At 61.8% G+C, this 24,299-nt stretch carries 18 protein-coding genes; 7 read left to right on the top strand and 11 right to left on the bottom strand.

Annotated elements, in window-relative coordinates; genetic code table 11:
• Positions 1–13: 13 nt before the first annotated feature.
• From AC1DK3_RS08300 to AC1DK3_RS08290, 3 genes are all read right to left on the bottom strand, one after another.
• On the bottom strand, positions 14–2,032 hold the full coding sequence (locus tag AC1DK3_RS08300) for a 3-hydroxyacyl-CoA dehydrogenase NAD-binding domain-containing protein (protein ID WP_477191763.1): 2,019 nt from the start codon (positions 2,030–2,032) through the stop codon (positions 14–16).
• 34 nt (positions 2,033–2,066) lie between these two features.
• Positions 2,067–4,544 carry an acyl-CoA dehydrogenase gene (locus tag AC1DK3_RS08295; RefSeq protein WP_477192887.1) on the bottom strand — a complete coding sequence of 826 codons (2,478 nt, stop codon included), beginning with the start codon at positions 4,542–4,544 and terminating at the stop codon, positions 2,067–2,069.
• A gap of 290 nt (positions 4,545–4,834) precedes the next feature.
• Positions 4,835–6,151 (bottom strand): FCSD flavin-binding domain-containing protein, encoded by a 1,317-nt coding sequence (locus AC1DK3_RS08290; RefSeq protein WP_477191762.1) that lies wholly within the window; start codon positions 6,149–6,151, stop codon positions 4,835–4,837.
• A gap of 188 nt (positions 6,152–6,339) precedes the next feature.
• On the opposite strand from AC1DK3_RS08290, the gene soxY reads away from it, so the two are divergent.
• The 6 genes from soxY (at position 6,340) to AC1DK3_RS08260 (ending at position 11,317) form a co-directional block, all read left to right on the top strand.
• Positions 6,340–6,828, top strand: a complete 489-nt coding sequence (gene soxY, locus AC1DK3_RS08285; RefSeq protein ID WP_477191761.1) for a thiosulfate oxidation carrier protein SoxY — start codon at positions 6,340–6,342, stop codon at positions 6,826–6,828.
• A gap of 13 nt (positions 6,829–6,841) precedes the next feature.
• Complete coding sequence (gene soxZ / locus AC1DK3_RS08280) at positions 6,842–7,165, top strand: thiosulfate oxidation carrier complex protein SoxZ (protein WP_477191760.1); 324 nt, start codon at positions 6,842–6,844, stop codon at positions 7,163–7,165.
• Between the two features lie 294 nt (positions 7,166–7,459).
• A complete protein-coding gene (locus tag AC1DK3_RS08275; RefSeq protein ID WP_477191759.1) occupies positions 7,460–8,497 on the top strand; it encodes a DUF4331 family protein in 1,038 nt (345 codons plus the stop codon).
• Between the two features lie 312 nt (positions 8,498–8,809).
• Positions 8,810–9,586, top strand: a complete 777-nt coding sequence (locus AC1DK3_RS08270; RefSeq protein WP_477191758.1) for an SH3 domain-containing protein — start codon at positions 8,810–8,812, stop codon at positions 9,584–9,586.
• Between the two features lie 322 nt (positions 9,587–9,908).
• Positions 9,909–11,024, top strand: coding sequence for a WD40/YVTN/BNR-like repeat-containing protein (locus tag AC1DK3_RS08265; RefSeq protein ID WP_477191757.1), 1,116 nt, complete (start codon positions 9,909–9,911; stop codon positions 11,022–11,024).
• The gene (locus tag AC1DK3_RS08260) at positions 11,021–11,317 is read left to right on the top strand and encodes a MoaD/ThiS family protein (protein ID WP_477191756.1); all 297 of its coding nucleotides are present in this window, start codon (positions 11,021–11,023) and stop codon (positions 11,315–11,317) included. The genes AC1DK3_RS08265 and AC1DK3_RS08260 overlap by 4 nt, the downstream gene beginning before the upstream one ends.
• An 82-nt stretch (positions 11,318–11,399) precedes the next feature.
• On the opposite strand, the gene AC1DK3_RS08255 is transcribed toward AC1DK3_RS08260, so the two are convergent.
• The 4 genes from AC1DK3_RS08255 to cysS all read right to left on the bottom strand — a co-directional run bounded on the left by AC1DK3_RS08255 (position 11,400) and on the right by cysS (position 16,472).
• Positions 11,400–12,254: an outer membrane protein gene (locus AC1DK3_RS08255; protein WP_477191755.1), complete on the bottom strand. Its 855-nt coding sequence runs from the start codon at positions 12,252–12,254 to the stop codon at positions 11,400–11,402.
• A gap of 368 nt (positions 12,255–12,622) precedes the next feature.
• Positions 12,623–14,254: a citramalate synthase gene (cimA, locus tag AC1DK3_RS08250; protein ID WP_477191754.1), complete on the bottom strand. Its 1,632-nt coding sequence runs from the start codon at positions 14,252–14,254 to the stop codon at positions 12,623–12,625.
• Complete coding sequence (locus AC1DK3_RS08245) at positions 14,251–14,763, bottom strand: GNAT family N-acetyltransferase (RefSeq protein WP_477191753.1); 513 nt, start codon at positions 14,761–14,763, stop codon at positions 14,251–14,253. Before AC1DK3_RS08245 ends, cimA begins: the two co-directional genes overlap by 4 nt.
• Before the next feature lie 287 nt (positions 14,764–15,050).
• Positions 15,051–16,472 (bottom strand): cysteine--tRNA ligase, encoded by a 1,422-nt coding sequence (gene cysS, locus AC1DK3_RS08240; protein ID WP_477191752.1) that lies wholly within the window; start codon positions 16,470–16,472, stop codon positions 15,051–15,053.
• Positions 16,473–16,761: 289 nt separating this feature from the next.
• Here cysS and AC1DK3_RS08235 point away from each other — a divergent pair, with 289 nt between their 5' ends.
• The gene (locus AC1DK3_RS08235; RefSeq protein ID WP_477191751.1) at positions 16,762–18,051 is read left to right on the top strand and encodes a DUF2865 domain-containing protein; all 1,290 of its coding nucleotides are present in this window, start codon (positions 16,762–16,764) and stop codon (positions 18,049–18,051) included.
• A 302-nt stretch (positions 18,052–18,353) separates the two neighbouring features.
• Here the strand turns inward: AC1DK3_RS08235 and gltX are convergent, their stop codons facing one another.
• The 4 genes from gltX to AC1DK3_RS08215 all read right to left on the bottom strand — a co-directional run bounded on the left by gltX (position 18,354) and on the right by AC1DK3_RS08215 (position 24,244).
• Positions 18,354–19,724: a glutamate--tRNA ligase gene (gene gltX, locus AC1DK3_RS08230; protein ID WP_477191750.1), complete on the bottom strand. Its 1,371-nt coding sequence runs from the start codon at positions 19,722–19,724 to the stop codon at positions 18,354–18,356.
• Between the two features lie 156 nt (positions 19,725–19,880).
• Positions 19,881–21,617: an NAD+ synthase gene (locus AC1DK3_RS08225; protein ID WP_477191749.1), complete on the bottom strand. Its 1,737-nt coding sequence runs from the start codon at positions 21,615–21,617 to the stop codon at positions 19,881–19,883.
• Between the two features lie 331 nt (positions 21,618–21,948).
• Positions 21,949–23,352 (bottom strand): class II 3-deoxy-7-phosphoheptulonate synthase, encoded by a 1,404-nt coding sequence (locus AC1DK3_RS08220; RefSeq protein WP_477191748.1) that lies wholly within the window; start codon positions 23,350–23,352, stop codon positions 21,949–21,951.
• Positions 23,353–23,488: 136 nt separating this feature from the next.
• Positions 23,489–24,244, bottom strand: coding sequence for an SDR family NAD(P)-dependent oxidoreductase (locus AC1DK3_RS08215; protein WP_477191747.1), 756 nt, complete (start codon positions 24,242–24,244; stop codon positions 23,489–23,491).
• Positions 24,245–24,299: the final 55 nt, after the last annotated feature.

Raw genomic sequence — 24,299 nt, 5'->3', positions numbered from 1 at the left:
TTAATCTCCCAAACTATTCGGCTGCTGCAGCGTGCGGAGCGGACGCAGGACCGGCCGCGCTCAAGCTCTTTTTGTAATGCAGCGGGCCGCCGCGGAATGGCGCGAAGCCCGTGCCGAAAATCATGCCCGCATCGACGAGGTCGGCGGTTTCGACGACGCCGTCGTCGAGCGATTTCTGCGCTTCCGCGATCATCGGATCGACAAGCTCGCGTCCAAGGCGGTCGAGATCCGCCTTCTCGAATTTTTTGTCCGACTTGACGGGCTTGCCGTCCTTCCAGACGTAGAAGCCTTCGCCGGTTTTCTTACCGAGACGACCGGAGGCAACGAGCCGGTCAAGCCTCGAGCCTTCGCTTGTCTGGCCCAGAATTTTCGCGACGTGGGCGCAGATGTCGAGGCCGACGTTGTCAGCGAGTTCGATCGGGCCCATCGGCATGCCGAACGTGCGCGCGGCTTCGTCGATCTTTTCCTTGTCCTCACCCTCTTCGAGACGCTTCATCGCGGCGAACATGTAGGGCGTCAGCACCTTGTTGACGAGGAAGCCCGGGACGTCCTTGGTGATCAGCGGGAACTTGTCGATCGCGGTGACGAAAGCCGCGCCTTTTTTCACTTCTTCGTCGCGCGTATTGGCTCCGCGCACCACTTCGACGAGCGGCATCTGCGCGACAGGCGAGAAGAAGTGCAGGCCGATCAAACGGCCGGGGTCCTTTAGCGGGGCGGCGATGTCCTCGAGCTTCAGCGAGGACGTGTTCGTCGCGAGAACCGCGCCCGGCTTGATCCTCGTTTCGAGGTCGGTGAAGAGCTTCTGCTTCACATCGAGACGTTCGACGATCGCCTCGATGATGACGTCGGCGCGAGAGATGCCTTTGCCTTCCGGGTCCGCAATCAAACGCGCCTTTGCAGCGTCGCGCGCCGGCTTCGTCTTGAATTTCCGCGCGAAGAGCTTGCCTTGCGCCTTGATGCCCTTCTCGAGCTGTTCGGCGGAGATATCCTGCAGCGTCACTTCCATGCCAGACGCGACGCAGACGCCCGCGATGTCGGCGCCCATGGTGCCCGCGCCAATGACGTGGACGCGGCTCGGCCGCCATTTGAAGCCCTTCGGCGCTTGGCCTTTCAGAAGCTCCGTCAGGCGGAAGACGCGGCGCAGATTGCGTGAGGTATCCGAAACCATCAGCGGCGCGAAAGCTTTCGTCTCCTCGCGCTTCATCGTGTCGAGATCGCCGCCGAATTTCTCGAACAGGTCGATCAGGCGGAACGGTGCGGGATAGTGATCTTCGCGAACCTTCTTCGCCGTCTCCTGACGCATTTTCTTTGCGAGCAGGCCGCGCACGGGCCACTTGGTCAGCAGCATCTTGGCAAGACCGGCCGACTTCGAACGGCGGTTCTGCAGCACGGCCTTGCGGGCTGCCCAATGCAGCTCTCCAGGGCTGCCAACGAGCTGATCGATGAGACCCTGAGCCTTCGCGACGGTCGCCCGGATCATGCCGCCCGTCAGCATCAGTTGCATCGCCGCCATCGGGCCGGCCTGCTTGATCGAACGCGCTGTGCCGTTGAAGCCGGGGAAGATGCCAAGCTTCACTTCCGGGAAGCCGATACGCGTCGAGTCATCGCGCGTCGCGATGCGGTAATGGCAGGCGAGGATCAGCTCCAGGCCGCCGCCGACGCACACGCCATGAATGGCTGCGACGACCGGCACGGGAAGTTTCTCGATGCGGTCGAGCAGTTCGTTGACCGGCTTCAGGGCGGCGATGACATCCTGCTCGCTTTGGAACGTCTCGAATTCGCGGATGTCCGCGCCGACGATGTAGCCGCGCTCTTTCCCCGACATGATGACGAGGCCCCGAACATTCTTCGCGCGGACTTCCGCCTCGACGCGCTCGATGATCGCGTTCAGCTCTTCGATGGGGCGCCGCCCGAGTGAGTTTGCGCTTTCGCCTTCGCGATCGAAGGTCGCCCAGGCGATATTTTCGCCGTCGATCTTGAAGCGCCAGTCTTTCAACTGCGATTCATTCGCTTCAGCCGCTGCGTCCATCATCACTCACCTCAATCGTTCGAGACTTCAACCCGGCTCATTCCGCGGCCAGGCTCTCGGCTCCGCGCGCGTTATGACCGAGCGTCACATAGTGTGGTTTCAATTCTTCCGGATCGAAATGATCGACCGCGATCACGCGCGCGACAAGCTGTTCGACCTCGCGGAGCTGATCGGCCTCGGCCGCGGTGATGACGCCCTTCGCTTCCGCCTCGGCGAACCAGTCAATGCCATGATACCGCCGTACGACGCCGTCGCGGATGGCTTTCTCAAGCCGCTTTTCGATGGGTTCGGCGGCGATCACCTTTTCCAGCGTCACTTCGAGGATGCCGGTCGGATCGTTGACGTCCTTCGATACGAAAATGTGCCGTGTCAGGCGGTCGCGAACATCTCCGGGCTGCAACGCGTGGCGCGCCACGAGGTGGCCCTGCACATCGGACGCGGGTTTGAAGCGGCGTCCGAGCGGGAAGACAACGACGCGCATCAGCGGCCGCGCCCAACGGACAGGGAAGTTGTCGACCGTGCCTCCGATGGCTTCCTGGAAGCGATAGAGCGCATTCTGTGCGGCGAGATCGACGATGTACTCGTCGCCTGCCGGGCGGCCGTCATCGTCATAACGCTTCAATGTCGCCGCGAGCATGTAAAGCTCGGAGAGGGCATCCGCCATCCGGCCGGTGATCTTCTGCTTCGTCTTCAGGCCGCCGCCGAGCAGCGCAACCGTGAGATCGGCAACGAACGCGAAGGAGCGGCTGGCGCGCCCAAGCTGGCGATACCAATGGGACATACGCAGCGCGCCGTCGGGTGCCGCAACGAAGGCTCCGCCGGTCAGGTTGTGGACGAAGCCGCCCGTCGCGTTCGAGAGCGAAAAGGCGATGTGGCCATTGAAGGCATCTTCGAAGGCATCGAGGCCGCGCTTCTTGTCGGTGTCCTGCGCCGCTTGCACTTCCCTGTAGAGGTAGGGATGCGAGCGCAGCGCGCCTTGTGCGAACGTGATCAGCGTGCGCGTCAGGATGTTGGCGCCCTCGACCGTGATGCCGACAGGGACCATCTGATAGGCCGACTGCAGATAGTTCGCCGGACCGTCGCAGATGCCGCGACCGCCGTGGATGTCCATCGCGTCGTTGACGGCGCTGCGCATCTTCTCGGTTGTCTGGTATTTCATCAGCGCGGAGATGACCGACGGCCTTTCGCCTCGTGACACCATCGCGGCCGTCATGGCGCGGGCCGCCTCGTTGACGTAAGCAGTCTCGACGATGCGGACGAGCGGTTCCTCGACGCCTTCCATGCGCGAAACGGGAAGCCCGAACTGCTTTCTGATGCGGCCATAGGCGGACGTTACGCGCAGCATCATCTTGGCGCCCGCCGTCGCCGACGACGGGAGCGAGATCGCGCGTCCGGCCGAGAGGCATTCCATCAGCATGCGCCAGCCGTGGCCGGCCATCGTCTCGCCGCCGATGACCCAATCCATCGGGATGAAGACGTCGTTTCCCCAGTTGGGGCCGTTCGGAAACGCGGCGCCCGAGGGCAGATGTCTGCGGCCGATATTGACGCCGGGATGGTTGGCCGGGATGAGCGCGAGCGTGATGCCGACGTCCTCGCCTTTGCCGAGCAGATTATCTTGATCGAAAAGCCGGAAGGCCAAGCCGACGAGCGTCGCGTTCGGTCCGAGGGTGATGTAGCGCTTGTCCCACGACAGGCTGATGCCGAGGGTGTCCTTCCCCTGGTAGGTGCCGCGCGTCACGTGGCCGATGTCGCGCATGGTGGCGGCGTCCGAGCCGGAGGTCGGGCCGGTCAGCGAGAAGCAGGGAACTTCCTCGCCCTTCGCAAGACGCGGCAAGTAATAGTGCTTCTGCTCGTCGGTACCGTACTTCTCGATCAGCTCGCCCGGTCCGAGCGAATTCGGCACCATGACGATTGTCACGACGTCGGGAGAGCGCGAGGCGATCTTGCCGAGAATGAGCGATTGAGCCTGAGGCGAAAATCCGAGACCGCCGTGCTCCTTCGAGATGAGCATGCCGAGGAAGCCGTGCGCCTTGACGAAGTCCCAGATGTTTTCCGGGATCTCGTGCAGGTTATGGCGGATCTGCCAATCGCTGATAAGGCGGCAGAGCTCGTCCGTCGGGCCGTCGAGAAACGCCTGTTCCTCCGGCGTCAGTTCAATCGGCGGAATGGATTGGAGTTTGTCCCAGTCGGGCGTGCCGGAAAAAAGCTCGGCGTCGAAGCCGACGGTCCCGGCTTCGAGCGCCTGGGACTCGGTGTCGGAGACTTTGGGGAGAATTTTGCGGATGCGGGCGAAGACGGGCGCGACGACGAGGTTCCGGCGGATGGACGGAATGGCGAGCGCTGCGAGCGCCAAGAACGGGATCCATGCGATCCACGCCAGGAGACCGGAGCAGCCGCTGGTCGCGAGCCACGTGAAGACGCCGACCGCCGCGGCCCAGCCCCAAAGCGGCGCTCGGATCATTCCCAGCGCCAGGAAGCCGATCAAAGCCACCAGTAAAAGTACGACGGGCGCCATTTCCGTGCCTCCCATACGGGCTGCCGCCGCAATCGCGGCGAGCCCAGTCATCAGCGTTAACGTATACGTCAATCTAGGGATTTCTCGCGTGCAGTCCAGACGGGGCGCCATAAAGAGGCGCCACGACGTGTTCCTGGCCTCAGGTATCCTGCAGTCGTTCAGCCATGTCTCGCGCCCAGTTAATCACGTTTCTGCAACCGAGCCTAACTTGCAGGTACATTGCCCTCACCCATCCCGTTCCCAATCCGCCGGAGCAGATGCTGCGCGCTAATCCTTAAGGATTGCAGAAATCAGCGGACGGGCTTCTCGGGGGACTCGCCGAAAAGATCGGCGACGAGGGTCTGATACCACTCGGCGCTCTCCTGATAGGTCTCGCGGCGAAGCTCGGCGCTATCGTCGGGTTTGGAAATGAACGGCTCTTTGACTTCGAGATAGGGTTTTCCATCCTTTGTTCCCGGCACGTAATCGCCACCGATTTTAGCACTGTTGTCGGGCGCGAGCATTGACCAGCAGGTATTTCTGTATTTGCCGGGGGCGCGCGGCTTCCCCTCGAGGCTCGCAAGGATGTCGGCTGCGACGACGGCCGCCTGGCTGACGGCGGAGTACGCGGATTTCGGCATGTCGTTTGCAATCGCTGCATCACCGAGGACGTAGACGTCCCTCGCCTTTGTCGAAGCAAAGTTGTCGGGGTGGACCGGACACCAGTCGTTCTCGGTGAGACCCGCGTGGGCCGCGATCGATCCTGCCTTCTGCGCCGGGATGATGTTTGCAAGAGCGGCCCGCTCCGTGCGACCGGCCTTCGTCGTCACGACCCCGGTCGCGGCATCGACTTTGACGACCGCGAAATCGTCGATCTCGTTCGTCAGGTTGATCTCGATAATACCCTTGTAATACTCCTCGAACGCCTCCTCGAAGACGGCCTGCTTCGAATATGTTTTCTTCGCATCGAAAAGGATGAGCTTGGCTTTCGGCTTCTTCGTTTTCAAGAAGTGGGCGATCATGCAGGCGCGTTCATACGGGCCTGGCGGGCACCGGTACGGATTGGGCGGGGCGGACATCACGACGAGGCCGCCGTCAGGCAGCGCCAGCAGCTTTTCCTTCAGCAGCCACGTCTGCTCGCCCCCTTGCCACGCGTGCGGCATGATCTTGGCAGCTTCCGGCGAGTAGCCTTCGATCGTCTCGTATTTGAAATCGATGCCTGGAGCGACGACAAGCCGGTCGTACTTGATGGGTGAGCCGCCGCGCGCCAGCGTCACGGTCTTTGCCTTCGTGTCGATCGCCGTCGCGGCATCGGTGACGACGTCGATGCCGCGTTTCTTCACGCCCGTATAATCGTGCGTGATCGATTTGAAGGAGCGGAACCCGCCGAGATAAAGGTTCGAATAAAAGCAGGTCGTATATTTTTCCTTCGGCTCGATCAGCGTTATGTCGAGGCGCGGGTCGGAAGACTTGAGGCGATTTGCGACGGTCACGCCACCCGGGCCGCCGCCGATGACGATGATCCTCGCCGGGCCTGAGCCAAGAGCCGGTCCCGGCAGCGCGGACGCCGCAACGAGACTTGCGCCTGCGGTCAGCAGAGAAAATTCGCGGCGCGTGATCTCGGTCATTCCCCCGCCTCACATTTCGACGCCAGCTAGAGCTTGGCCGTGCCTTTTGACCGTTAGCTTAGGCGTTTCAAAGGCTCATTTGCCACGGGCAGTCAGCCGGTGTCAGGAAAATAAATCGTAAGGAAGCTGGAGGTCGATCGAGCGGGTATCCTATATTACACGCAACCTTCAGCTTCGAGGCCCGGCGCGTGCCAGATCCCATCGATATTTCAATTCTGAGCCGTCGTGAATTCGTTGCCGCGGGCGTCGCAGCGGCGGCCTTTGCTCCGTTCGTTGCCCGTGCCGAGGCCCCGGCGCCGGGCGCGCCGGCCCCCAGCCAAAAATTCAAGGATGATTTCGCCCGGATCGCCGGTTCCGCCACACCGGTCGAGGGCAAGATCACGGTTGATTTGCCCGAGACGGCAGAGAACGGCAATTTCGTGCCGATCACCATCGCCGTCGACAGCCCCATGACGGACGCGGATTACATCAAGGCGATCCATCTTCTCTCGACGGAAAATCCCGCCGCGCATGTCGCCACATTCAATCTGTCGCCGGTCAACGCCGTCGCGCGCGTGCAGTCGCGGATGCGATTGGCGAAGACTCAGGACGTCGTGGTCCTGGCGGAGCAATCGAACGGCGAGATGCTGATTTCGACGACGCTCGTCAAGGTCGTCATCGGCGGCTGCGGGATTTGAGGGGGCAAAGACGATGACAGCCAATCCGCGCATCAAGCTTCCCGAGACTGCCAAGGCCGGCGACGTCATCGAGGTCAAGACGCTCATCACCCACGTGATGGAGACCGGCAATCGTCACGACAAGACCGGCAAGCCGATACCGCGCGACATCATCCATGCTTTCGTTGCGAAGTTCGACGGCAAGGAAATATTTCGCGCCGGGTTCGGGCCGGGCATTTCCGCGAACCCGTATCTGGCATTTTACATGCGCGTTCCGGGTCCCGGCATTTTCGAAATCGCGTGGACGGACGATCACGGCGTTACGACGGTTGCGACGGCTCCGCTGAAGCTTGTTTGATTGTGCGCTTCTTTGATTGTGTGCCCGGCGACTCGCGTTCCTGCCAAGCCGGCCGCGGGCACGGCGGATAAGATGCATTCGGCTCAAAGTCGACGAATTGAGCACAGCCTGCAGCAGTCAACATCAAGGGTTTCGGTTTTCCCGGCTCCAAAAGCGGCGATAACAATGCAGCGCGCCTCAACTATTCGAGGCGAGAAGCCAAGGGCGGATTAGCCGCTAAAACTATCGCATCGCCAATGCGCCCAAAATCCGAAGATTGAACCAACTCTCTGCGAACGCGAAAGGGAGAACATCGTGTCTCATCATCTCGATTGCCCGTTGGCTCGTCAGGACATCCGCCTCGATATTACGGATCTCTATGTTTTCAAAGGTGAAGTCGGGACTGTCTTCGCCATCAATGTCTGTCATTCGATCTTTGGACCAATTCCGTCGCCCGGCTATCATCCAGAGGGCATGTACGAATTCAAGATCGATCTCGACGGCGACGCGGTAGAGGACATCACCTATCGCATCACCTTCGACGAACGCGACACCGAGGGTAAACAGCGCTTCGTGCTGCGCCGTATTTCCGGCGCAGAGGCCACAGACCCTCATGCTTCCGGCGTGGTGGTTGCCGAGGGTGTCACGGGCAATGAGGTGAAGACCAAAACAGGTCTACGCATCTGGACCGGAAAGGCAGGAGATCCATTCTGGATCGAGCCTGATGTTCTGCACGCTGTAGGTCACGCTTTTCAGGACGGCACGACCGTCGACTTATCGAAGTGGGATGCGAGCCGAGCGAAGAATTTGTTCGCAGGCCAAACCGTCTATTCGATCGTGCTCGAGGTGCCAGACGAAGATATTCTGAACGGTACAGCAGGCGACGACCGCCTCATTGGGGTGTTTGCCGTTGCGTCGCTCGCCACTGATGCGGGCGGATGGCGTCGGATCAATCGTGTCGGTCTACCAATGATCCACCCGCTATTTACTCAATATAACGAGGACTTGGGAAACGGTCTGAATGGTGGTCGGCCCGCGGATGACTTCGAGACACACGGCGAACTCATTATCGAGACGATCGCAAACACCGTCGGCGCGTATGGAACCGCGGATGACCCGAGGGCCTATGGGAAGACGGTCGCGCATAGGTTCTGTCCGAATATTCTTCCCTATAAGGTCGGCACGCCGGCGGTGTTTGGCTTTGCGGAATGGAATGGCCGATCACTGACCGATAACGCGCCGGACGTGATGTTCACGATTGCCGCAAATACGCCGATCCGTCTTGGGATCGGCAGGGAATCGGTCGTGTCGAAGCCATCGAAAAAATTCCCCTACGTTCCGGCCGCTACTTGAGATCGTGAGCGGAGTATGGGGCGGGCTGGACAAGCGTGAATAAGTTTTTTTATTCGGGAGCGAGTGTCACTCCTCCACATGATCCGTAGGGGGCACGACCGGCGGATATGCTCTTTTCTTCATCACCGGATTGCGCTGCTTTCGTCTGCCAGCTGACCTTACCGCCAATTGCTTCTGCGAATACGCTCCAAACGAGCAATTCTCCTTGCTCGCGGCAGGACATTCGCGCGACTGTTATGCGTAGTGAAACGGGAATGTAGCGGGGATTTTTCTATGCATCGGTGTTCGAACAGGCTCGTCTTTGGGATCGGCATGGCAGCTGTTGGCCTGCTGTCTCCGGCGTTTGGCGTTTGTCAGCTCGTTGGTATCAACGAGGGGCGCGCCATCGCCGAGCCCTCGGATAGCGCTGAGAAAGATGCTTTCAATGCTGCCAAGGAACTTGGCACTGTCGATGCGTGGAACGCCTTCCTGGGAAACTATGCGACGGGTTTTCACGCCGATCTGGCCCGTGCCTATCTGAAAAAACTTGGTGATCAGCCGGCGGCCGCTGCTCCGCCTGCCGACGATTTTCCGGCGGTCGCGGGGTCATGGGGCGGAATCGTCCGGGACGGGCCTGGGCAGAACTACCGTAAGGTTGACAGCTTGGATGAGGGTCAGCCAGTGACGCTCATGGGGCGAACCGATGTCGTAGAGAACGGTTTTCCGTGGTTCAAGATTGCCTACGAAGAAGAAGGCAATGGCTATCAATGGGGCGGCATCCTCTGTTCGACGGGCGCCGAGCGGCCGGACCTCTACAAGATCTGCCCGCCTGCACCTTCAAAAAGGCAAGGCAGCACCGCGGCGAAGCCAGTCACGCAGAAAGCCTGCGCTGCCGGGCGCGTGTTGATCGACGGCAAGTGCATCGAACGCGGCGCAGCAGCCGGATATTGCGGCCCGGGCTATCGACCGCAAGGCGGCAAGTGCGTTCAGGGCTATCAGGCTCCGAAACGCAAAACACCGCTTTCCTCCGAGCAGACGAATGCCGTGAAGAAGGGTTGCCCCAAAGGACAAGTGTGGAACGCCGCCGAGGGCTGCCACGAGGATGATTGACGAGTGTCGTTGCCGTATCCGTGCAGCGACACGCGACCAACGTAGGTGAGAAGCCCGATTGAAAAGGCGTGGCAAACGCCGCGCCTTTTTCCTTGGCTTTGAGTCACTGGAAACGATGGCCCGATAAGGCTCGCCATCGCCTTCAACCCGCCCTATCGGCGGGTTTCTTATTGGAGCTTACGATCTCTCTCTCTTCTATTTTTTTCCGGTGCCTATGTCGGAATAGCTCCTCGCCGTTCGTCCTCGTGCGGTGATGGACTTCAAAATGATCTCGGGCGAGGCAATAATCGGGCTTCGCCGGGCAGAATGACAGGGAGGCGACATGACAGGCGTACGGGTCTTGGTTGGAACGCGGAAGGGCGCATTCGTCTTGACGTCGGATGGCGCGCGCAAATCGTGGGACGTCAACGGCCCGCATTTTCCCGGTTGGGAAATCTACCATCTGAAGGGCTCGCCGGCCGATCCCAACCGTATCTACGCTTCGCAATCGAGCGGTTGGTTCGGTCAGCAGATCCAGCGATCAGACGACGGTGGTAAGAGCTGGAACCCGGTCGACAACAAGTTCGCCTATGACGGCGTTCCCGGCACGCACCAATGGTACGACGGCACCCCTCACCCGTGGGAATTCAAGCGGGTTTGGCACATAGAGCCATCGCTCACCGATCCCGATACGGTGTTTGCGGGTGTCGAGGACGCGGCGTTGTTTCGCTCGAGCGACGGCGGAAAATCCTGGACCGAACTTTCCGGCCTGCGCGGCCACGGATCGGGAGCACATTGGATGCCCGGCGCGGGCGGCATGTGTTTGCATACCATTCTGCTCGACCCCGTCGAGCCCAAGCGGATGTTCATCGCGATTTCGGCCGCGGGCGCATTCAGAACGGATGACGGCGGCGAAACGTGGCAGCCGATCAACAAGGGGCTGAAGTCGGAGTACATACCGGACCCCGACGCCGAAGTGGGGCACTGCGTTCACCGGCTCGCGATGCACCCGTCGCGGCCGAACGTGCTGTTTATGCAGAAGCACTGGGACGTGATGCGGAGCGACGATGCCGGCAACTCGTGGCGCGAGGTGAGCGGCAATCTGCCGACGGATTTCGGGTTTGTCATCGACGTGCACGCGCATGAACCCGAGACGATCTATGTCGTGCCCATCAAGAGCGACGCCGAGCACTTTCCGATGGACGGCAAGCTGCAAGTCTGGCGCAGCCGCTCGGGCGGAAACGAATGGGAGGCTCTGACCAAGGGTCTGCCGCAATCGAATTGTTACGTGAACGTCCTCAGGGACGCGATGGCCGTCGATACGCTCGACACATGCGGCGTCTACTTCGGGACGACGGGCGGTCAAGTCTATGCCTCGGCCGACGCGGGCGATACGTGGGACGCCATCGTTCGCGATTTGCCGGCGGTGCTTTCGGTCGAAGTTCAGGCTTTCACATGATCCGCGTCGTGCTGCCGTCGCATCTCAGAATGCACGCGAACGTCAACGGCGAGATCCTGCTCGACGTGGACGGGGAGGCGACGCAGCGGTCGCTGCTCGACGCGCTCGAGACGCGCTACCCCGTGCTCAGAGGAACGATCCGGGATCACGACACGCAAAAGCGGCGGCCGTTCCTGAGATTTTTCGCGTGTCAGCGCGATCTTTCGCACGAGGCTGCGGACGCGCCGCTGCCCGATGAGGTCAGGAGCGGATCGAAGCCGTTCCTGATCGTCGGCGCCATTGCGGGTGGTTGATTGCCGAGACACGAATAAAGAAGGGCACCTCCGACGCGATACTTCGGACGAGGTGCCCCGAGTGAATGTTATCCGAGAGCTGCTATTTCAGTGGTTCGATCGGCGTCGCATCGGCCTGTAACTTCCAAACCAGCACGGCGCGGACCGACTGGACGGTTGCGTCGTCGATATCGAAGCGGGCTTTTTCGCTGGCGCAGTGCAGCACCCACCATTTGTATGCTTCGTTCTTGTCCGAGCCGCTGCCACTTTCACCGTCGAACTGCGAGTACCGGTATTCGACCTTGAGAGACAGTCTCTTGTCGATCCTGTCGAGCTTGGTCTCGATACCGCCGCCGACCGTCCAGCCATCGAGATCGCCGGCTTTCAAGGTGACGCTCGTCGGTAATTTAAAGTTGTCGAACTCGGCCGTTACTTCGCCGTTCTGGTTCATGCGCGAGAAGCCGCCCAACCCGTAGACAAGAAGCCGAGGCGTCACCAGATAGCCGAGCCTGCCGCCGACGGTCCAAGCTCCCGCGCGTTGGATCTCGCCCGAGAGCGATCCGTGTTTCGTACTTCCGGAAGAGCTTTCGTCGCCGTTAGGGTAGAAGTCGTAATCGGCAAAGGCGCCGATCAAGAAGCGGTCGCCAATGAGGCGGTCGTAGCCCACCTGCAACGTACCGAAGACCTTCCAAGCGTCATCGTTCATGCCACCCGAAAGGTAGTCGTGCTTGGGATAGGAGCAACCCCACCAATACAAGCAGAAGACGTCCGTTCGCTTTGCGGCTGCAGAGGCATTCTGATCGATGCTCGTGGCGCCTATGCCGACGCCGACGGAGAAACCTGACCACCCGTCGTATGCGGGGGCAATTGGAGCGGGCGAATCCTTCAGACTGCCGCCAGCAAATGCTCCGTTTGACTGCAATAAAACAAACGCGACAAACGCAATACTCTTACGCATCACAATACTCGCTCCCCGTTTCGTCTCCCCGTTTATTTTCCTGATGCGGATATCAACAAGTTATCCACATTTTCGGTGCTAATTGGGGACGGCTCGGACAGCAAGTTGTTCGTACACTGAACATAGCGATTTTAAGTTGCCGCTGCTTTTTGATCACTATACGGACGGCTGGTGTAGCGCAGCATTCTGGCCATCATCTCAGCGGAAAAAACAGCGGCGAGAATTACTTAGATGCTGGCTCTAGCTTTCGAGCCAAACCGCTGCGAGGACAAGCGTGCAGAGTGTGAGGGTTGGCCGTCCTCCCGCCCTCATCCATTGCGGTGGCCGAGGTTGTCCACAGACGCTCAAAATGCGCCGCGCCAATTTCGTTACCCGACCTGCGCTTCGTCCTTCAGGAGCTTGTAATTGATGCTGTCGAGAAGGGCCTCAAAGCTCGCGTCGATGATGTTCGGAGAGACGCCGACGGTCGTCCAGCGTTCGCCGGTGGTTGCATCGTGGCTCTCGACGAGGACGCGCGTCACGGCGTCCGTGCCGCCTTCGTGCGTCTGCGTCAGGATGCGGACCTTATAGTCGACGAGCTCGACGTTCTCGATGTGCTTCTGGTAACGGCCGAGATCGCTGCGCAATGCCTTGTCGAGGGCGTTGACGGGGCCGTTGCCTTCACCGACCGAAACCAGCGGAGCGTCGTCGCCCGCAATCGATACGGTGACGACCGCGTGCGAGACGGTTCCATTGCCGTTCATCGCTCTCGATCGCTCTTCGCGTCGTTCGACGGTCACGCGAAAATTGTCGACCGAGAAATAGCGCGGCACGGTCGCGAGCGTGCGGCGCGCCAGAAGCTCGAACGACGCCTCGGCCGCCTCGTAGGAATATCCCTGGTCCTCGCGCGCCTTCACCTCGTCGAGGAGCGCTTGCACGCGCGTATCGTCCTTGTCAGCCGGAAGGCCCAGCCGCTCCAGCGCCGACGTCAGCGAGGAACGTCCCCCCTGCTTGGAGACGAGAATGCGCCGCTCGTTGCCGACGCTTTCCGGCGAAACGTGCTCGTAGGTTTCGGGGTCCTTCATCAGCGCGGAGGCGTGAATGCCTGCCTTCGTCGCGAAGGCGCTTTCGCCGACGTAGGGCGCGTGGCGGTTCGGCGCCTCGTTCAGAACTTCATCGAGAACGCGGCTCGCGTGCGTGAGGGAGCGCAGCTTGTCGGGCGTGACGCCTGTCGTGAAGGCATCGGCGAATTCGCTTTTCAGGAGCAGCGTCGGAATGATCGATGTCAGGTTGGCGTTGCCGCAGCGCTCGCCGAGGCCGTTGAGTGCGCCCTGGATCTGGCGGCACCCGGCGCGGATGGCCATCAACGTGTTGGCGACGGCGTTGTCGGTATCGTTGTGCGTATGGATGCCGAGGTTGGCGCCGGGAACATGCTTCGCGACATCGGCAACGATACGTTCGATTTCATGCGGCAGCGTTCCGCCGTTGGTATCGCACAGCACGACCCAGCGCGCGCCTGCATCATAGGCCGTCTTGGCGACGGCGAGCGCGTAGTCGCGGTTCGACTTGTAGCCGTCGAAAAAATGTTCGCAGTCGATCATCGCCTCGCGCTGCGTTTCGACGACGGCGCTGACCGATTGCCGGATCGTTTCGAGGTTTTCTTCGTTCGTGATGCCGAGTGCCACGCGCACCTGATAGTCGGACGATTTCGCGACCAGACAGATGCTGTCGGCTGAGGACTGGAGAACGGCTTGCAGACCGGGATCGTTGGATACGGAACGGCCCGAGCGCTTCGTCATGCCGAACGCCGTGAAGCGAGCAGACTTCAAGTTAGGACGCGAGGAGAAGAGTTCCGTGTCGGTGGCGTTGGCGCCCGGAAAGCCGCCCTCGATATAGTCAATCCCGAGGTCGTCCAGCACGCGCATGAGGCGGCGCTTGTCCTCAATCGAAAAGTCGACGCCCGTCGTCTGCGCACCGTCGCGCAACGTCGTATCGAAGAGGTAGAGGCGCTCTTTGCTCATGACGCTTCTTGAGGCTCAGCTTTTGCCGGACTTCCGGCGAGACGCTTTACCATGGTCGTGTTGGAAAGCCATTGATCATCGAGGGGAATGGAGTTGCGTTGTGCCGCGACGTAGCCGCGACGCTCAAAAAACGGCACGGCCGTATCGCTCGCATCGACAGTGACCCCCTCGGCTCCACGTGCGCCTGCGATCTTCTCGAGCGCGTCTGCAAGCGCGGTTCCGACCCCCTCGCCCGCGAACTCCGGATGCACATAAAGCATATCAATGGTTTTATTGTCCTTAAGGGACCCGAAACCGAGGTATTCGCCGTCAAGCTGAACAACGAGCGTCAGCGCTGCCGCCAGCCTGTCGCGGAAGGCAGCCGCATCCTCGGCTGTTGCGACCCATGCGAGCCGCTGATCGTCGTCGTAGTCATCGGCCGTCAGCTCGTCGATGCTTTGCGCGAAGAGATCGCGCAGCACCATAGCGTCGGCGGGAAGAAACGGACGGAGCGGATAGTCGTCGGTCATGGTTTACCAAAGCGGTTTTGGCAGCCGGTTTTGCCGGCTTGATTAATGTTCGGGTGTTCTGCGGATGCTGCGCCTTCCGCCTATCCCCATGTCGCCATCGGCGCAAGCCCTTGCGAGGTCGCTAGGGCTCAAAACGCCTGCGTCGTCATCCTCGATGCGGCGAGCGTCGCGAGGCGCATTGGGGATCCAGCGTAAAGAGCGCCGAAGGTGTCTGCGACGAGTCGTGCGCTGGATCCCCGGCCCACGACGGGCCTTTTGGCGCGCTCGGCCGAGGATGACTGTGGTTGCTAGCGGGCGATTTCCCAGGTGGTTTCGATCTCGCCGGTTTCCTTGTTCTTCGTGTCTTTGAGCGCGATGCCCATCTGGGCGAGCTCGTCGCGGATGCGGTCGGACTCCTTGAAGTCTTTGGCTCTGCGTGCTGCCAGCCGAGCATCGATAAGACGAGCGACGCGAGCCTCGTCGAGATTCATCTCGGATGGTCGCCAAGACAACCACTCCGCACGTTCCAGCTGAAGCAGACCCAAGTGTTGGGCCGATGCTTTGAGGCAGTGTGCGGCGCCTCTCGATCCCTTCGCGGCCTCCGAGCGCAGCTCGTGGAGTGAGGCAAAGGCTTGGGGTGTATTGAGGTCGTCCTCGAGCGCTTGCAGAACGTCTGCGCACATCGGACCATCGCCTGGCAAACCCTCGGTCAATTCGTACCAATGATCGAGCGTGCGGCGCGCCTCACCGAGCGCCTTCTCTGTCCAGTTGATCGGTTGGCGATAGTGCGTTGATAGCATCGCAAAACGAATGCATTCCCCCGGCCACTCTTTCAGCAGCTCGTTGATCGTCACGAAGTTGCCGAGGCTCTTCGACATCTTCTCGCCTTCGACCTGCAGGAAGCCGTTGTGCATCCAGACGTTGGCCATCATCGACGTGCCGTGGGCGCAGCGTGATTGCGCGATCTCGTTCTCGTGGTGCGGAAACGTCAGGTCGATGCCACCGCCATGAATGTCGAATACGGGGCCGAGCAACGCCCCCGCCATCGCCGAGCATTCGATGTGCCAGCCGGGGCGGCCTGGAGTCTTGATGCCGCTCGGTGAAGGCCACGCGGGCTCGCCGGGTTTCGACGGCTTCCAGAGGACGAAATCCATCGGGCCCTTCTTATAGGGCGCAACCTCGACGCGGGCTCCGGCCTCCAATTCGTCGAGCGTGCGATTGGAGAGGCGTCCGTAATCGGGCATCGAGCCGACGTCGAAGAGCACGTGATCTTCCGCGATGTAGGCATGGCGGCGCTTCACCAGCGCTTCGATCAGCGAGACCATGTCCTCGCGGCCGTCCTTGCGGCGGATGTACTCCGTCGCGCGCGGCTCGTAGGTCGGCGGCAGAACGCCCAAAGCGGCGATGTCGGCGTGGAACTGGTTCTCGGTCGCTTCCGTGACTTTGCGGATCGCCTCGTTCAGCGGCAGGCCGGGGTAATCGCGCGCCGCGCGGGCGTTGATCTTGTCGTCGACGTCCGTGATGTTGCGGACGTACGTGACGTGATTGGGCCCGTAGATGTGGCGGAGCAGCCGGAACAGCACGTCAAATACGATGACCGGGCGCGCATTGCCGATGTGGGCGTAGTCGTAGACAGTCGGGCCGCAGACGTACATGCGGACATTCGACGGGTCGATCGGCACGAACTCGGCCTTTTGCCGGGTCAGGGTATTGTAAAGTTTGAGCGCCAAACTGGACCTCTTGCGTCGCGTGTCTCTGCGGTTCGGCCGGAAGATATTCCGGAAACGTGAGTATGCCATAGGCAGCCCTGGGCGGCACAAGGGCGCCGTCGCGCCTTAGGCGGTTGTCCCCTGCCCCGTCAAGCGGGCTCAAGTTTCTGAAACCCCACGTAAAATGGTTCACGTCGCAATTGCTCCGCATTGACCCGCTAGCAAATCGCTGCTTAGGGTCCGGAAAGTGCCGCTTCGGATGCCTTCATCCGGAGCGCGAAAGCCGTCAAAGGGGCGTCGGGGAACAGGCGTGAGCCAAGGGAATTCGATAAATATTGCCGCTCGCCGGTTGCTGCTCCTGGCGACGGCAGCGCTGCTCGCCCTGCTTTTGGTGTCGGAAGTGGTCTCGGCGCAAAGCTGGTGGCCCTTTGGTGGTGGAGGCGGCGACCGCGAGGACAGCGAACGGGGGCCCGTTCCGCAGGAGCCCGTTTACCGGCAGCCGCCACCGGCGCAGGCCCCGCCGCCGTATCCCGGTCAGCAGCAGTACCCACCGCAGTCCCAGTATCCGCCGCCTCAGCCGCAGTATCAGGGCTCTCCCGGTGCGCCTAGCGCGCCAGCCGCTCCGGGCGCCCCTGGAGCTCCCGCACAGCCGGCGACGAACTGGTCCGCCAAGAACCCGATTTGCTACCAGCTCGAGCAGCGGCTCGTGCAGGAAGGGCAAAAGAGCGGTCAATCGCAGAACGATTTGCCGCGACTCGAAAACGAGATCAGGCAGCTCGAACGCGTCGCCGACCAGACCGGCTCGCAGCTCGATCGCGGGTGCTACGAATATTTCCTGTTCACCAAGTCGCTGAAGAACACTCCGCAGTGCAAAGACCTGGCGCGGCAGTCGGACGCGACGAAGCGGCGGCTCGCCGATCTCGATGCACGGCGGCGGGATATTCTTGGTTCCGCCGGACGTTCCTATCAGGACGACATCGTCCGCGAACTTGCGCGCAACAACTGCGGCGCCAACTACGTCGACATGGCGCGCCGCAACCGCGGCGATAGCGGCATGTGGGAAGACGAGGAATCGAGCGGCGGCAACGTCTGGAACCCCAACGCTGCAAACGGGGCGCAGACGTACCGGACGCTCTGCGTTCGCCTTTGCGACGGCTTCTATTTCCCGGTGAGCTTCTCGACGCTGCCGAGCCATTTCGCCCAGGACGCGGATGCGTGCACCTCGAAATGCGCGGCGCCGACCGAGTTGTATTACTATCCAAACCCTGGCGGCACGGTCGACCAATCCGTGGCGCTCAGATCGCAAGAGCCCTACACGCGGCTCAAGTTCGCCTTCCGCTACCGCAAGGAATACGTGAACGGCTGCTCCTGCAAGGTCGCCGAATACGTGCCGCCGCCGGAGGGTGCGCCGGACAAGAAGGCCGATGCGACGACGCCCGGCTCGAAATTGCCTGGGCGCCGTGCCGATGGCGCGGGGACGACCGCTATCACTACTGGTTCGACGGCTGCACGCTCGCGAGCCCCCTCGCCTGCGGCTCAGGCACCTGTTGCTCAGCCCGGCGATGCCGGCGGATGGGAGACCGAGGCCCAGCCTCAGTAGCGCCGCGCGAGCCAGATTCGGAATAGCCCGAGATATTCCTACTACCGTCATGCCGGCGGAGGCCGGCACCCAGACAAGCTTCAACATAACGGCAGACGCCGCTCGCTTCGCGCGGGCAGCAAGCGCGAATGCGCTGCACTTTGCCTGGATCCCGGCCTTCGCCGGGATGACGGTCAGGGCCTGGATCCCGGCCTGTGCCGGGATGACGAAAAGTGGGCGGGGCCACGGGATAGCGGCTGGATGACGGTCGTTGGGTGTGACTGACGTCGTGGGATGACGGTGCGTCGGGGCGGATACCGAGCCTAAGCGCGTTTGCCTTCGAGGCGCGCGAGGACGCGGTTGCGGCCCATCAACGGCAATAGCGTCTTCAGTTCCGGCCCGGCTTCGCGGCCGGTCAAAGCCAATCTCAGCGGATGGAACAGGGCCCGGCCTTTGGCGCCCGTCTTCGCTTTGACGGCAGCCGTCCACTCCGACCAGGTGTTCTCGCTCCACGGCGCGTCCGGCAAGACGCTCGCCGCGGCGACGGTCAACTTCGAATCTTCGATCACCGGCTCGATATCTCCAGCGACCACGTTCCACCAGATGCCGGCGTCGGCGAAAGTTTCGAGGTTGCCGCGGACGGCGTTCCAAAAGTCTTCGCGGCCTTCGATGCCAGCGGCTCGCAGACGCTCCGCGACGGCTGCGTATTCGAGCGTATGCAACAGCTTGCTGTTCAGCACCTTCAGCTCGGCGACGTCGAAGCGTCCGGGGGCCGTCGAGATTTTCGAGAAATCGAGCTTGGCTGCGAGTTCGTCGCGCGACTGCAAGGGCTCGATCGCGTCCGACGTGCCGACGAGCGCGGCATGGCAGAGGACCGCCATCGGCTCGAGGCCTTCGTCGCGGAAGCTCTGTATGGAAAGCGCGCCGAGGCGTTTCGAGAGCGCCTGTCCATCGGCGCCGACGAGCAGCGAGTGGTGACCGAATGCGGGAGGCGTTGCGCCCGCCGCTTCGAAGATCGCCATCTGCACGCCCGTGTTCGTCACGTGATCTTCGCCCCGGACGATGTGCGTGATGGCGAAGTCGATGTCGTCGATGACGCTTGTGAACGTGTAGAGATACGTTCCGTCGCCGCGGATCAGCACCGGGTCCGACAGCGAGCCGAGATCAACCGACTGATCACCGCGGATCAGGTCGTTCCACGAAATGAGCGTCGGCTGCGGTGTGAGCCCGCGTTCCTCCGACGTGTTCGGCAGACGAAAGCGCCAGTGTGGCTTCTCACCGGCTGCGATTTTGGCGGCGATCTCTTCGGGCGTCAGCTTCAGCGCGGCGCGGTCGTAGATGGGCGGCCGGTGCATCGCGAGCTGGCGCTTGCGGCGGCGGTCGAGTTCCTCTTCCGTCTCGAAGCACGGATAGAGCGCGCCCGAGGCTTTGAGCGCTACCGCGGCTTCGTCGTAGCGGGCCGTCCGGTCCTGCTGGCGCGCGAAATCGTTCCAGGTTAGGCCGAGCCACGTCAGGTCATCGCGGATTGCGGCGGCGAATTCCTCCGTCGAGCGCACCGTGTCGGTATCATCGAGGCGCAGCAGGAAGCTGCCGCCGTGCTTCCTGGCGAAGAGCCAGTTGAGCGTTGCCGTCCGGATGTTGCCTATATGGAGCCGCCCTGTGGGGCTCGGTGCGAAGCGGACGCGGGGTGTCATTGCAAGCTCGGTTGATGATCTGATTTGCGCGCAACCTACCCTGCGCGCCGTCGAACGCAAGTTTTAGTGGTATTCGTCATGCCGACGTAGGTCGGCAAGCATTCTGATGCTTGACTGGATCCCGGTCTGCGCCGGGATGACGGGTTAGTGGATCTGTCAGGCGCCCTTGGCCGCTATTGGCGCTTTGGGGGCTGGGTCTTGCTTCCCTGTCGAGGGCCCGACGTCCTCGCGGAATTTGTTGGTGATCGGATAGCGGCGATCGCGGCCGAAGTTCCGGGCCGAAATCTTGACGCCGGGTGCCGCCTGGCGGCGTTTGTATTCGGCGAGATAGAGTAGCCGTTCGACCTTCTTCACCGTTTCGACGGCGTGGCCGCGCGCGATCACTTCGGCGACCGGCATCTCCTTCTCGACGAGGCATCTGAGGATGTCGTCGAGCGCTTCGTAGGGCGGAAGCGAATCCTGATCGGTCTGGTTCGCGCGGAGTTCGGCGGTCGGCGCTTTCGTCAGGATGCGTTCGGGAACGACGACGCCCGAGGGACCGAGTGCTGCTTCTGGACCATGGGCCGGCACATTGGCGTTACGCCAGCGCGTCAGGTCGTAGACCTCGGTCTTGTAGAGATCCTTGATTGGATTGTAGCCGCCGTTCATGTCGCCGTAGAGGGTCGCATAACCGACGGACATTTCGCTCTTGTTGCCGGTGGTGACGACCATGCCGCCGTACTTGTTCGACACGGCCATCAGGATCGTGCCTCGCACGCGGCTCTGCATGTTCTCTTCGGTGATGTCGGCGTTGCTGCCGGCGAAAAGATCCTTGAGGCTCCAGGTGAGGCCAGCGACAGTCGGTTCGATCGAAATCTTATCGTAGCGAATGCCGAGGGCCTTCGCGCAATCGGCGGCATCCTGCAAGCTATCGTCGGACGTATATTTCGAAGGCAGCATGATCGCGTGAACGCGTGCGGGACCGAGCGCATCGACGGCAATGGCTGCGACAAGCGCTGAATCGATGCCGCCGGAAAGTCCGAGGACGACGCCCGGAAAACCGTTCTTGTCGACGTAATCCCTGAGGCCCAGAACGCAGGCCTGATAGGCGGACGCCGGGCCTTCTGGAAGCTTCGCGACTTCGCCGCGCTCGCACCGCCAGCCGTCGGCGGACTTCTTCCACTCCGTCAGAACGATCGCTTCGCGCCACGCGGGAAGCTGGACGGCCAAACTGCGGTCGGCGTTCAGCACGAACGACGCGCCGTCGAATACCAATTCATCCTGGCCGCCGACCTGGTTGAGATAGGCGAGAGGCAAACCGCTTTCCGTCACGCGTGCGACGGCGACGTTCATCCGGTTATCGGGCTTCGGCCAATCGAACGGCGAGCCGTTGGGCGATACGAGGATTTCAGCGCCGGTCTCGGCCAGCGTCTCGACGACCTCTGAACCCCAGATGTCTTCGCAGATCGGCACACCGATGCGGACACCGCGCACATTCAGCGGGCCCGGCATCGGCCCCGCCGCGAAAACGCGCTTCTCGTCGAAGACGCCGTAGTTCGGCAGATCGACTTTCAGCGTCRTCGCCTGGATGCGGCCGCCGTCGAGCAGCGCAACGGCGTTATAGACCTTCCCCTCGTGGTTCCAGATCGCGCCAATCAGAATCGCTGGGCCTTCGGCGCAGGCGGCGGCCAGCCATTCGAGCCGTTCGCGCGTCGCCTGCTGGAAGGCGGGTTTCAGCACGAGGTCTTCGGGCGGATAGCCGTTGAGGAAAAGCTCAGAGAACACGACGACGTCGGCGCCGAGTTCCTTGGCCCGGGCATGGGCGGCGGCTGCACGTTCGGCATTGCCGTTCAAATCCCCGACGACGGGATTGAGCTGTGCGAGGGCGATTTTGAGTGAGAGCGGTGCGATCATTCCCGCTATTTAGAGTGCGCCGTAATCCAGGTCCAGGACCACGGCGTCCAGGCGGGGGCTCGGCCGTTCTCAACCGTCATCGTCGTCACATGGAACCGGGAATTCAACGTCGGGGTCCCAGCAGATTTCGGCTGCGTGGATGCGGGAATCGACGGGTATTGTCAATGTGTGTGCGGACGCCACGGAAATTCCCGCGAAGCCCGCCAGGATCAGCAAGAGGCGTAATCGCATAACGGTGGCCATCCGGTAAAACCGAATTGGCGGCTCGCATTCGCAAGCCGCCAATTCAGTATACAGCATTCGGTGACTGGCGGGAAATCCGTCAGCCTAACTATGCGATCAGCGTTTTCGGCTCCGGCCGCCCCTCAGCATCTCGCTCTTTCTTCAATTGCTCAGCAACGAGGAAGGCAAGCTCCAGCGCCTGGTCGGCGTTGAGGCGCGGATCGCAGTGGGTGTGGTAGCGGTCGGAGAGATCCTGCTCGGAAATCGCCGTCGCGCCGCCGGTGCATTCGGTGACGTTCTGGCCGGTCATCTCGACGTGGATGCCACCCGCATGCGTTCCCTCGGCCCGGTGGACTTCGAAGAACGAAAGGCTTTCCTTCAGGATGCGATCGAAGGGGCGCGTCTTGTAGCCATTGACGGCGGAGATCGTGTTGCCGTGCATCGGGTCGCAAGACCAGACGACGGAACGGCCGGCCTTCTTCACCGCGCGAATGAGCTTCGGGAGATGCGCCTCGACCTTGTCATAGCCGAACCGGCAGATGAGCGTCAGGCGGCCGGGTTCGTCCTTCGGGTTCAGAAGGTCGATCAGGCGCAGCAGGCCGTCGGCGTCGAGCGATGGACCGCACTTCAGGCCGATCGGATTCTTGATGCCCCGGCAGTACTCGATGTGGGCGTGATCGGGCTGGCGCGTTCTGTCGCCGATCCAGATCATGTGCCCGCTCGTCGCGTACCAGTCGCCGCTCGTCGAATCCTTCCGCGTCAACGCTTCTTCGTAGCCGAGAAGCAGCGCTTCGTGGCTCGTGTAGAAACTCGTCGTGCGAAGTTGCGGCGTGTTATCGGACGTGATCCCGCAAGCGCGCATGAACTGCAGCGTCTCGGAGATGCGGTCGGCGATCTCCTGATAATGATGGCCCTGCGGGCTATCCTTTACGAAGCCCATGTTCCACTGGTGCACGCGCTCGAGGTCGGCATAGCCGCCCGTCGCGAACGCGCGGATCAGGTTCAGCGTCGCCGCCGACTGGCGATAAGCTTCGAGCTGGCGGACGGGATCGGGGATGCGGGCTTCCGCCGTGAACTCCGGACCGTTGACGATGTCGCCGCGATAGCTCGGCAGCTCCAGACCGTTTTTCTTTTCGGTCGGCGCGGAACGCGGCTTCGCGAACTGCCCGGCGATGCGCCCCAGTTTCGTAACGGGCTCGCCGCCGGCATACGTCAGCACAACCGCCATCTGTAGAAAGACGCGGAAGAAATCGCGGATATTATCGGCGCGGTGCTCGGCGAAGCTCTCGGCGCAATCGCCGCCTTGAAGCAGAAAACCGGTGCCCGACGCGATCATCGCGAGCTGCTTTTTCAGCTCCCGCGCTTCACCTGCAAAAACCAGCGGCGGGAACGTCGCGAGCTTGGCTTCGGCATCGGCCAAAGCCTTCGCGTCCGGATAATCCGGCACCTGCATGATGGGCTTGTTGCGCCAGCTGTCCGGCGACCATTTTTCAGTTTGGGCGTTCGACGCCATAGTTAACTCCTGAAGAGCACATATCGGGCGCGGACCCAGGGGCGGCGCCTTCAAATGCTCTGTGGCATATTATCCCGGGGCTTATAGGAGATATCCGCGGCCCGCGCTAGCGCCAGAGTGACCTGCCTTTATGCACTCAAAGTCCGGCAGACATGCCGCCATCGACGGCCAGTTCCGAGCCAGTGCAATATAGGCTGTCGTCGGAGGCAAAAAAGACCACGGCTCCCGTCATGTCTTCGGGGCGTCCGAGGCGTCCCATCGGCGTCTTGTCGATCAGAGCCTTCTTGACCGGCGGCAGCTTCAAGAGGCGGTCGGTAATGCCGGTTTCGACATAACCCGGCGCGACGGAATTCACACGAACGTTGAAGGGGGCGTATTCGACGGCGAGGCCCTTGGTCAACGCGGTGATCGCGCCTTTGGTCGCCGTGTAGGCCGCGAGCGGACGCAGGCCCCGGTTCGCCATGATGGACGAGATATTGATGATCGACGGCGCCTTCGACTTCCGCAGCAACGGCAGCCCGTCGCGCGAAAGCCTCAGAATGGCGTCGAGGTTGACCTCGCGCAGCTTCGCCCAATCGGAATCCGACAACTGACGAATTTCGCCGCGAACGAGAATGCCCGCGTTATTTACGAGGACGTCTGCGTATCCATGCGCCTTCTCGACATTCCGGAGGAGCGCCGTGGTGTCCTGCCCCTTGGAGACGTCGACTATCATCGCGGTCGCGGCGCCGCCCTTCGACTTGATGTATTGAACCGTCTCTTCCGCGGTTTCGCCGTTGATGTCGGTGACCCAGACATGCGCGCCTTCGACGGCAAAGCGCTCGGCGATGGCTCGCCCGATGCCGCCGCCCGAGCCCGTTACGATGGCGATCTTTCCGCTGAGCCGCGTCATGTGTTCCCTCTGGTCGTGGCGCCCGGCTCGTCATGAAGCCGTCTTGTCGTGAAGT

It is taken from the genome of Hyphomicrobium sp. 01T421, from assembly GCF_056398805.1.
The sequence above is the reverse complement of the archived record's forward strand: the minus strand, read 5'-3'. Positions and strand labels throughout refer to the sequence as shown.

Bases quoted from the DNA above. Each gene is read 5' to 3' on its own strand.
- AC1DK3_RS08215 (WP_477191747.1), bottom strand. From the start codon at position 24,244: ATGACGCGGCTCAGCGGAAAGATCGCCATCGTAACGGGCTCGGGCGGC.
- AC1DK3_RS08265 (WP_477191757.1), top strand. From the start codon at position 9,909: ATGACAGGCGTACGGGTCTTGGTTGGAACGCGGAAGGGCGCATTCGTC.
- soxZ (WP_477191760.1), top strand. From the start codon at position 6,842: ATGACAGCCAATCCGCGCATCAAGCTTCCCGAGACTGCCAAGGCCGGC.
- AC1DK3_RS08245 (WP_477191753.1), bottom strand. From the start codon at position 14,763: ATGACCGACGACTATCCGCTCCGTCCGTTTCTTCCCGCCGACGCTATG.
- cimA (WP_477191754.1), bottom strand. From the start codon at position 14,254: ATGAGCAAAGAGCGCCTCTACCTCTTCGATACGACGTTGCGCGACGGT.
- AC1DK3_RS08255 (WP_477191755.1), bottom strand. From the start codon at position 12,254: ATGCGTAAGAGTATTGCGTTTGTCGCGTTTGTTTTATTGCAGTCAAAC.
- gltX (WP_477191750.1), bottom strand. From the start codon at position 19,724: ATGACACCCCGCGTCCGCTTCGCACCGAGCCCCACAGGGCGGCTCCAT.
- AC1DK3_RS08220 (WP_477191748.1), bottom strand. From the start codon at position 23,352: ATGGCGTCGAACGCCCAAACTGAAAAATGGTCGCCGGACAGCTGGCGC.
- AC1DK3_RS08260 (WP_477191756.1), top strand. From the start codon at position 11,021: ATGATCCGCGTCGTGCTGCCGTCGCATCTCAGAATGCACGCGAACGTC.
- AC1DK3_RS08270 (WP_477191758.1), top strand. From the start codon at position 8,810: ATGGCAGCTGTTGGCCTGCTGTCTCCGGCGTTTGGCGTTTGTCAGCTC.
- AC1DK3_RS08300 (WP_477191763.1), bottom strand. From the start codon at position 2,032: ATGATGGACGCAGCGGCTGAAGCGAATGAATCGCAGTTGAAAGACTGG.
- AC1DK3_RS08290 (WP_477191762.1), bottom strand. From the start codon at position 6,151: ATGACCGAGATCACGCGCCGCGAATTTTCTCTGCTGACCGCAGGCGCA.
- AC1DK3_RS08295 (WP_477192887.1), bottom strand. From the start codon at position 4,544: ATGGCGCCCGTCGTACTTTTACTGGTGGCTTTGATCGGCTTCCTGGCG.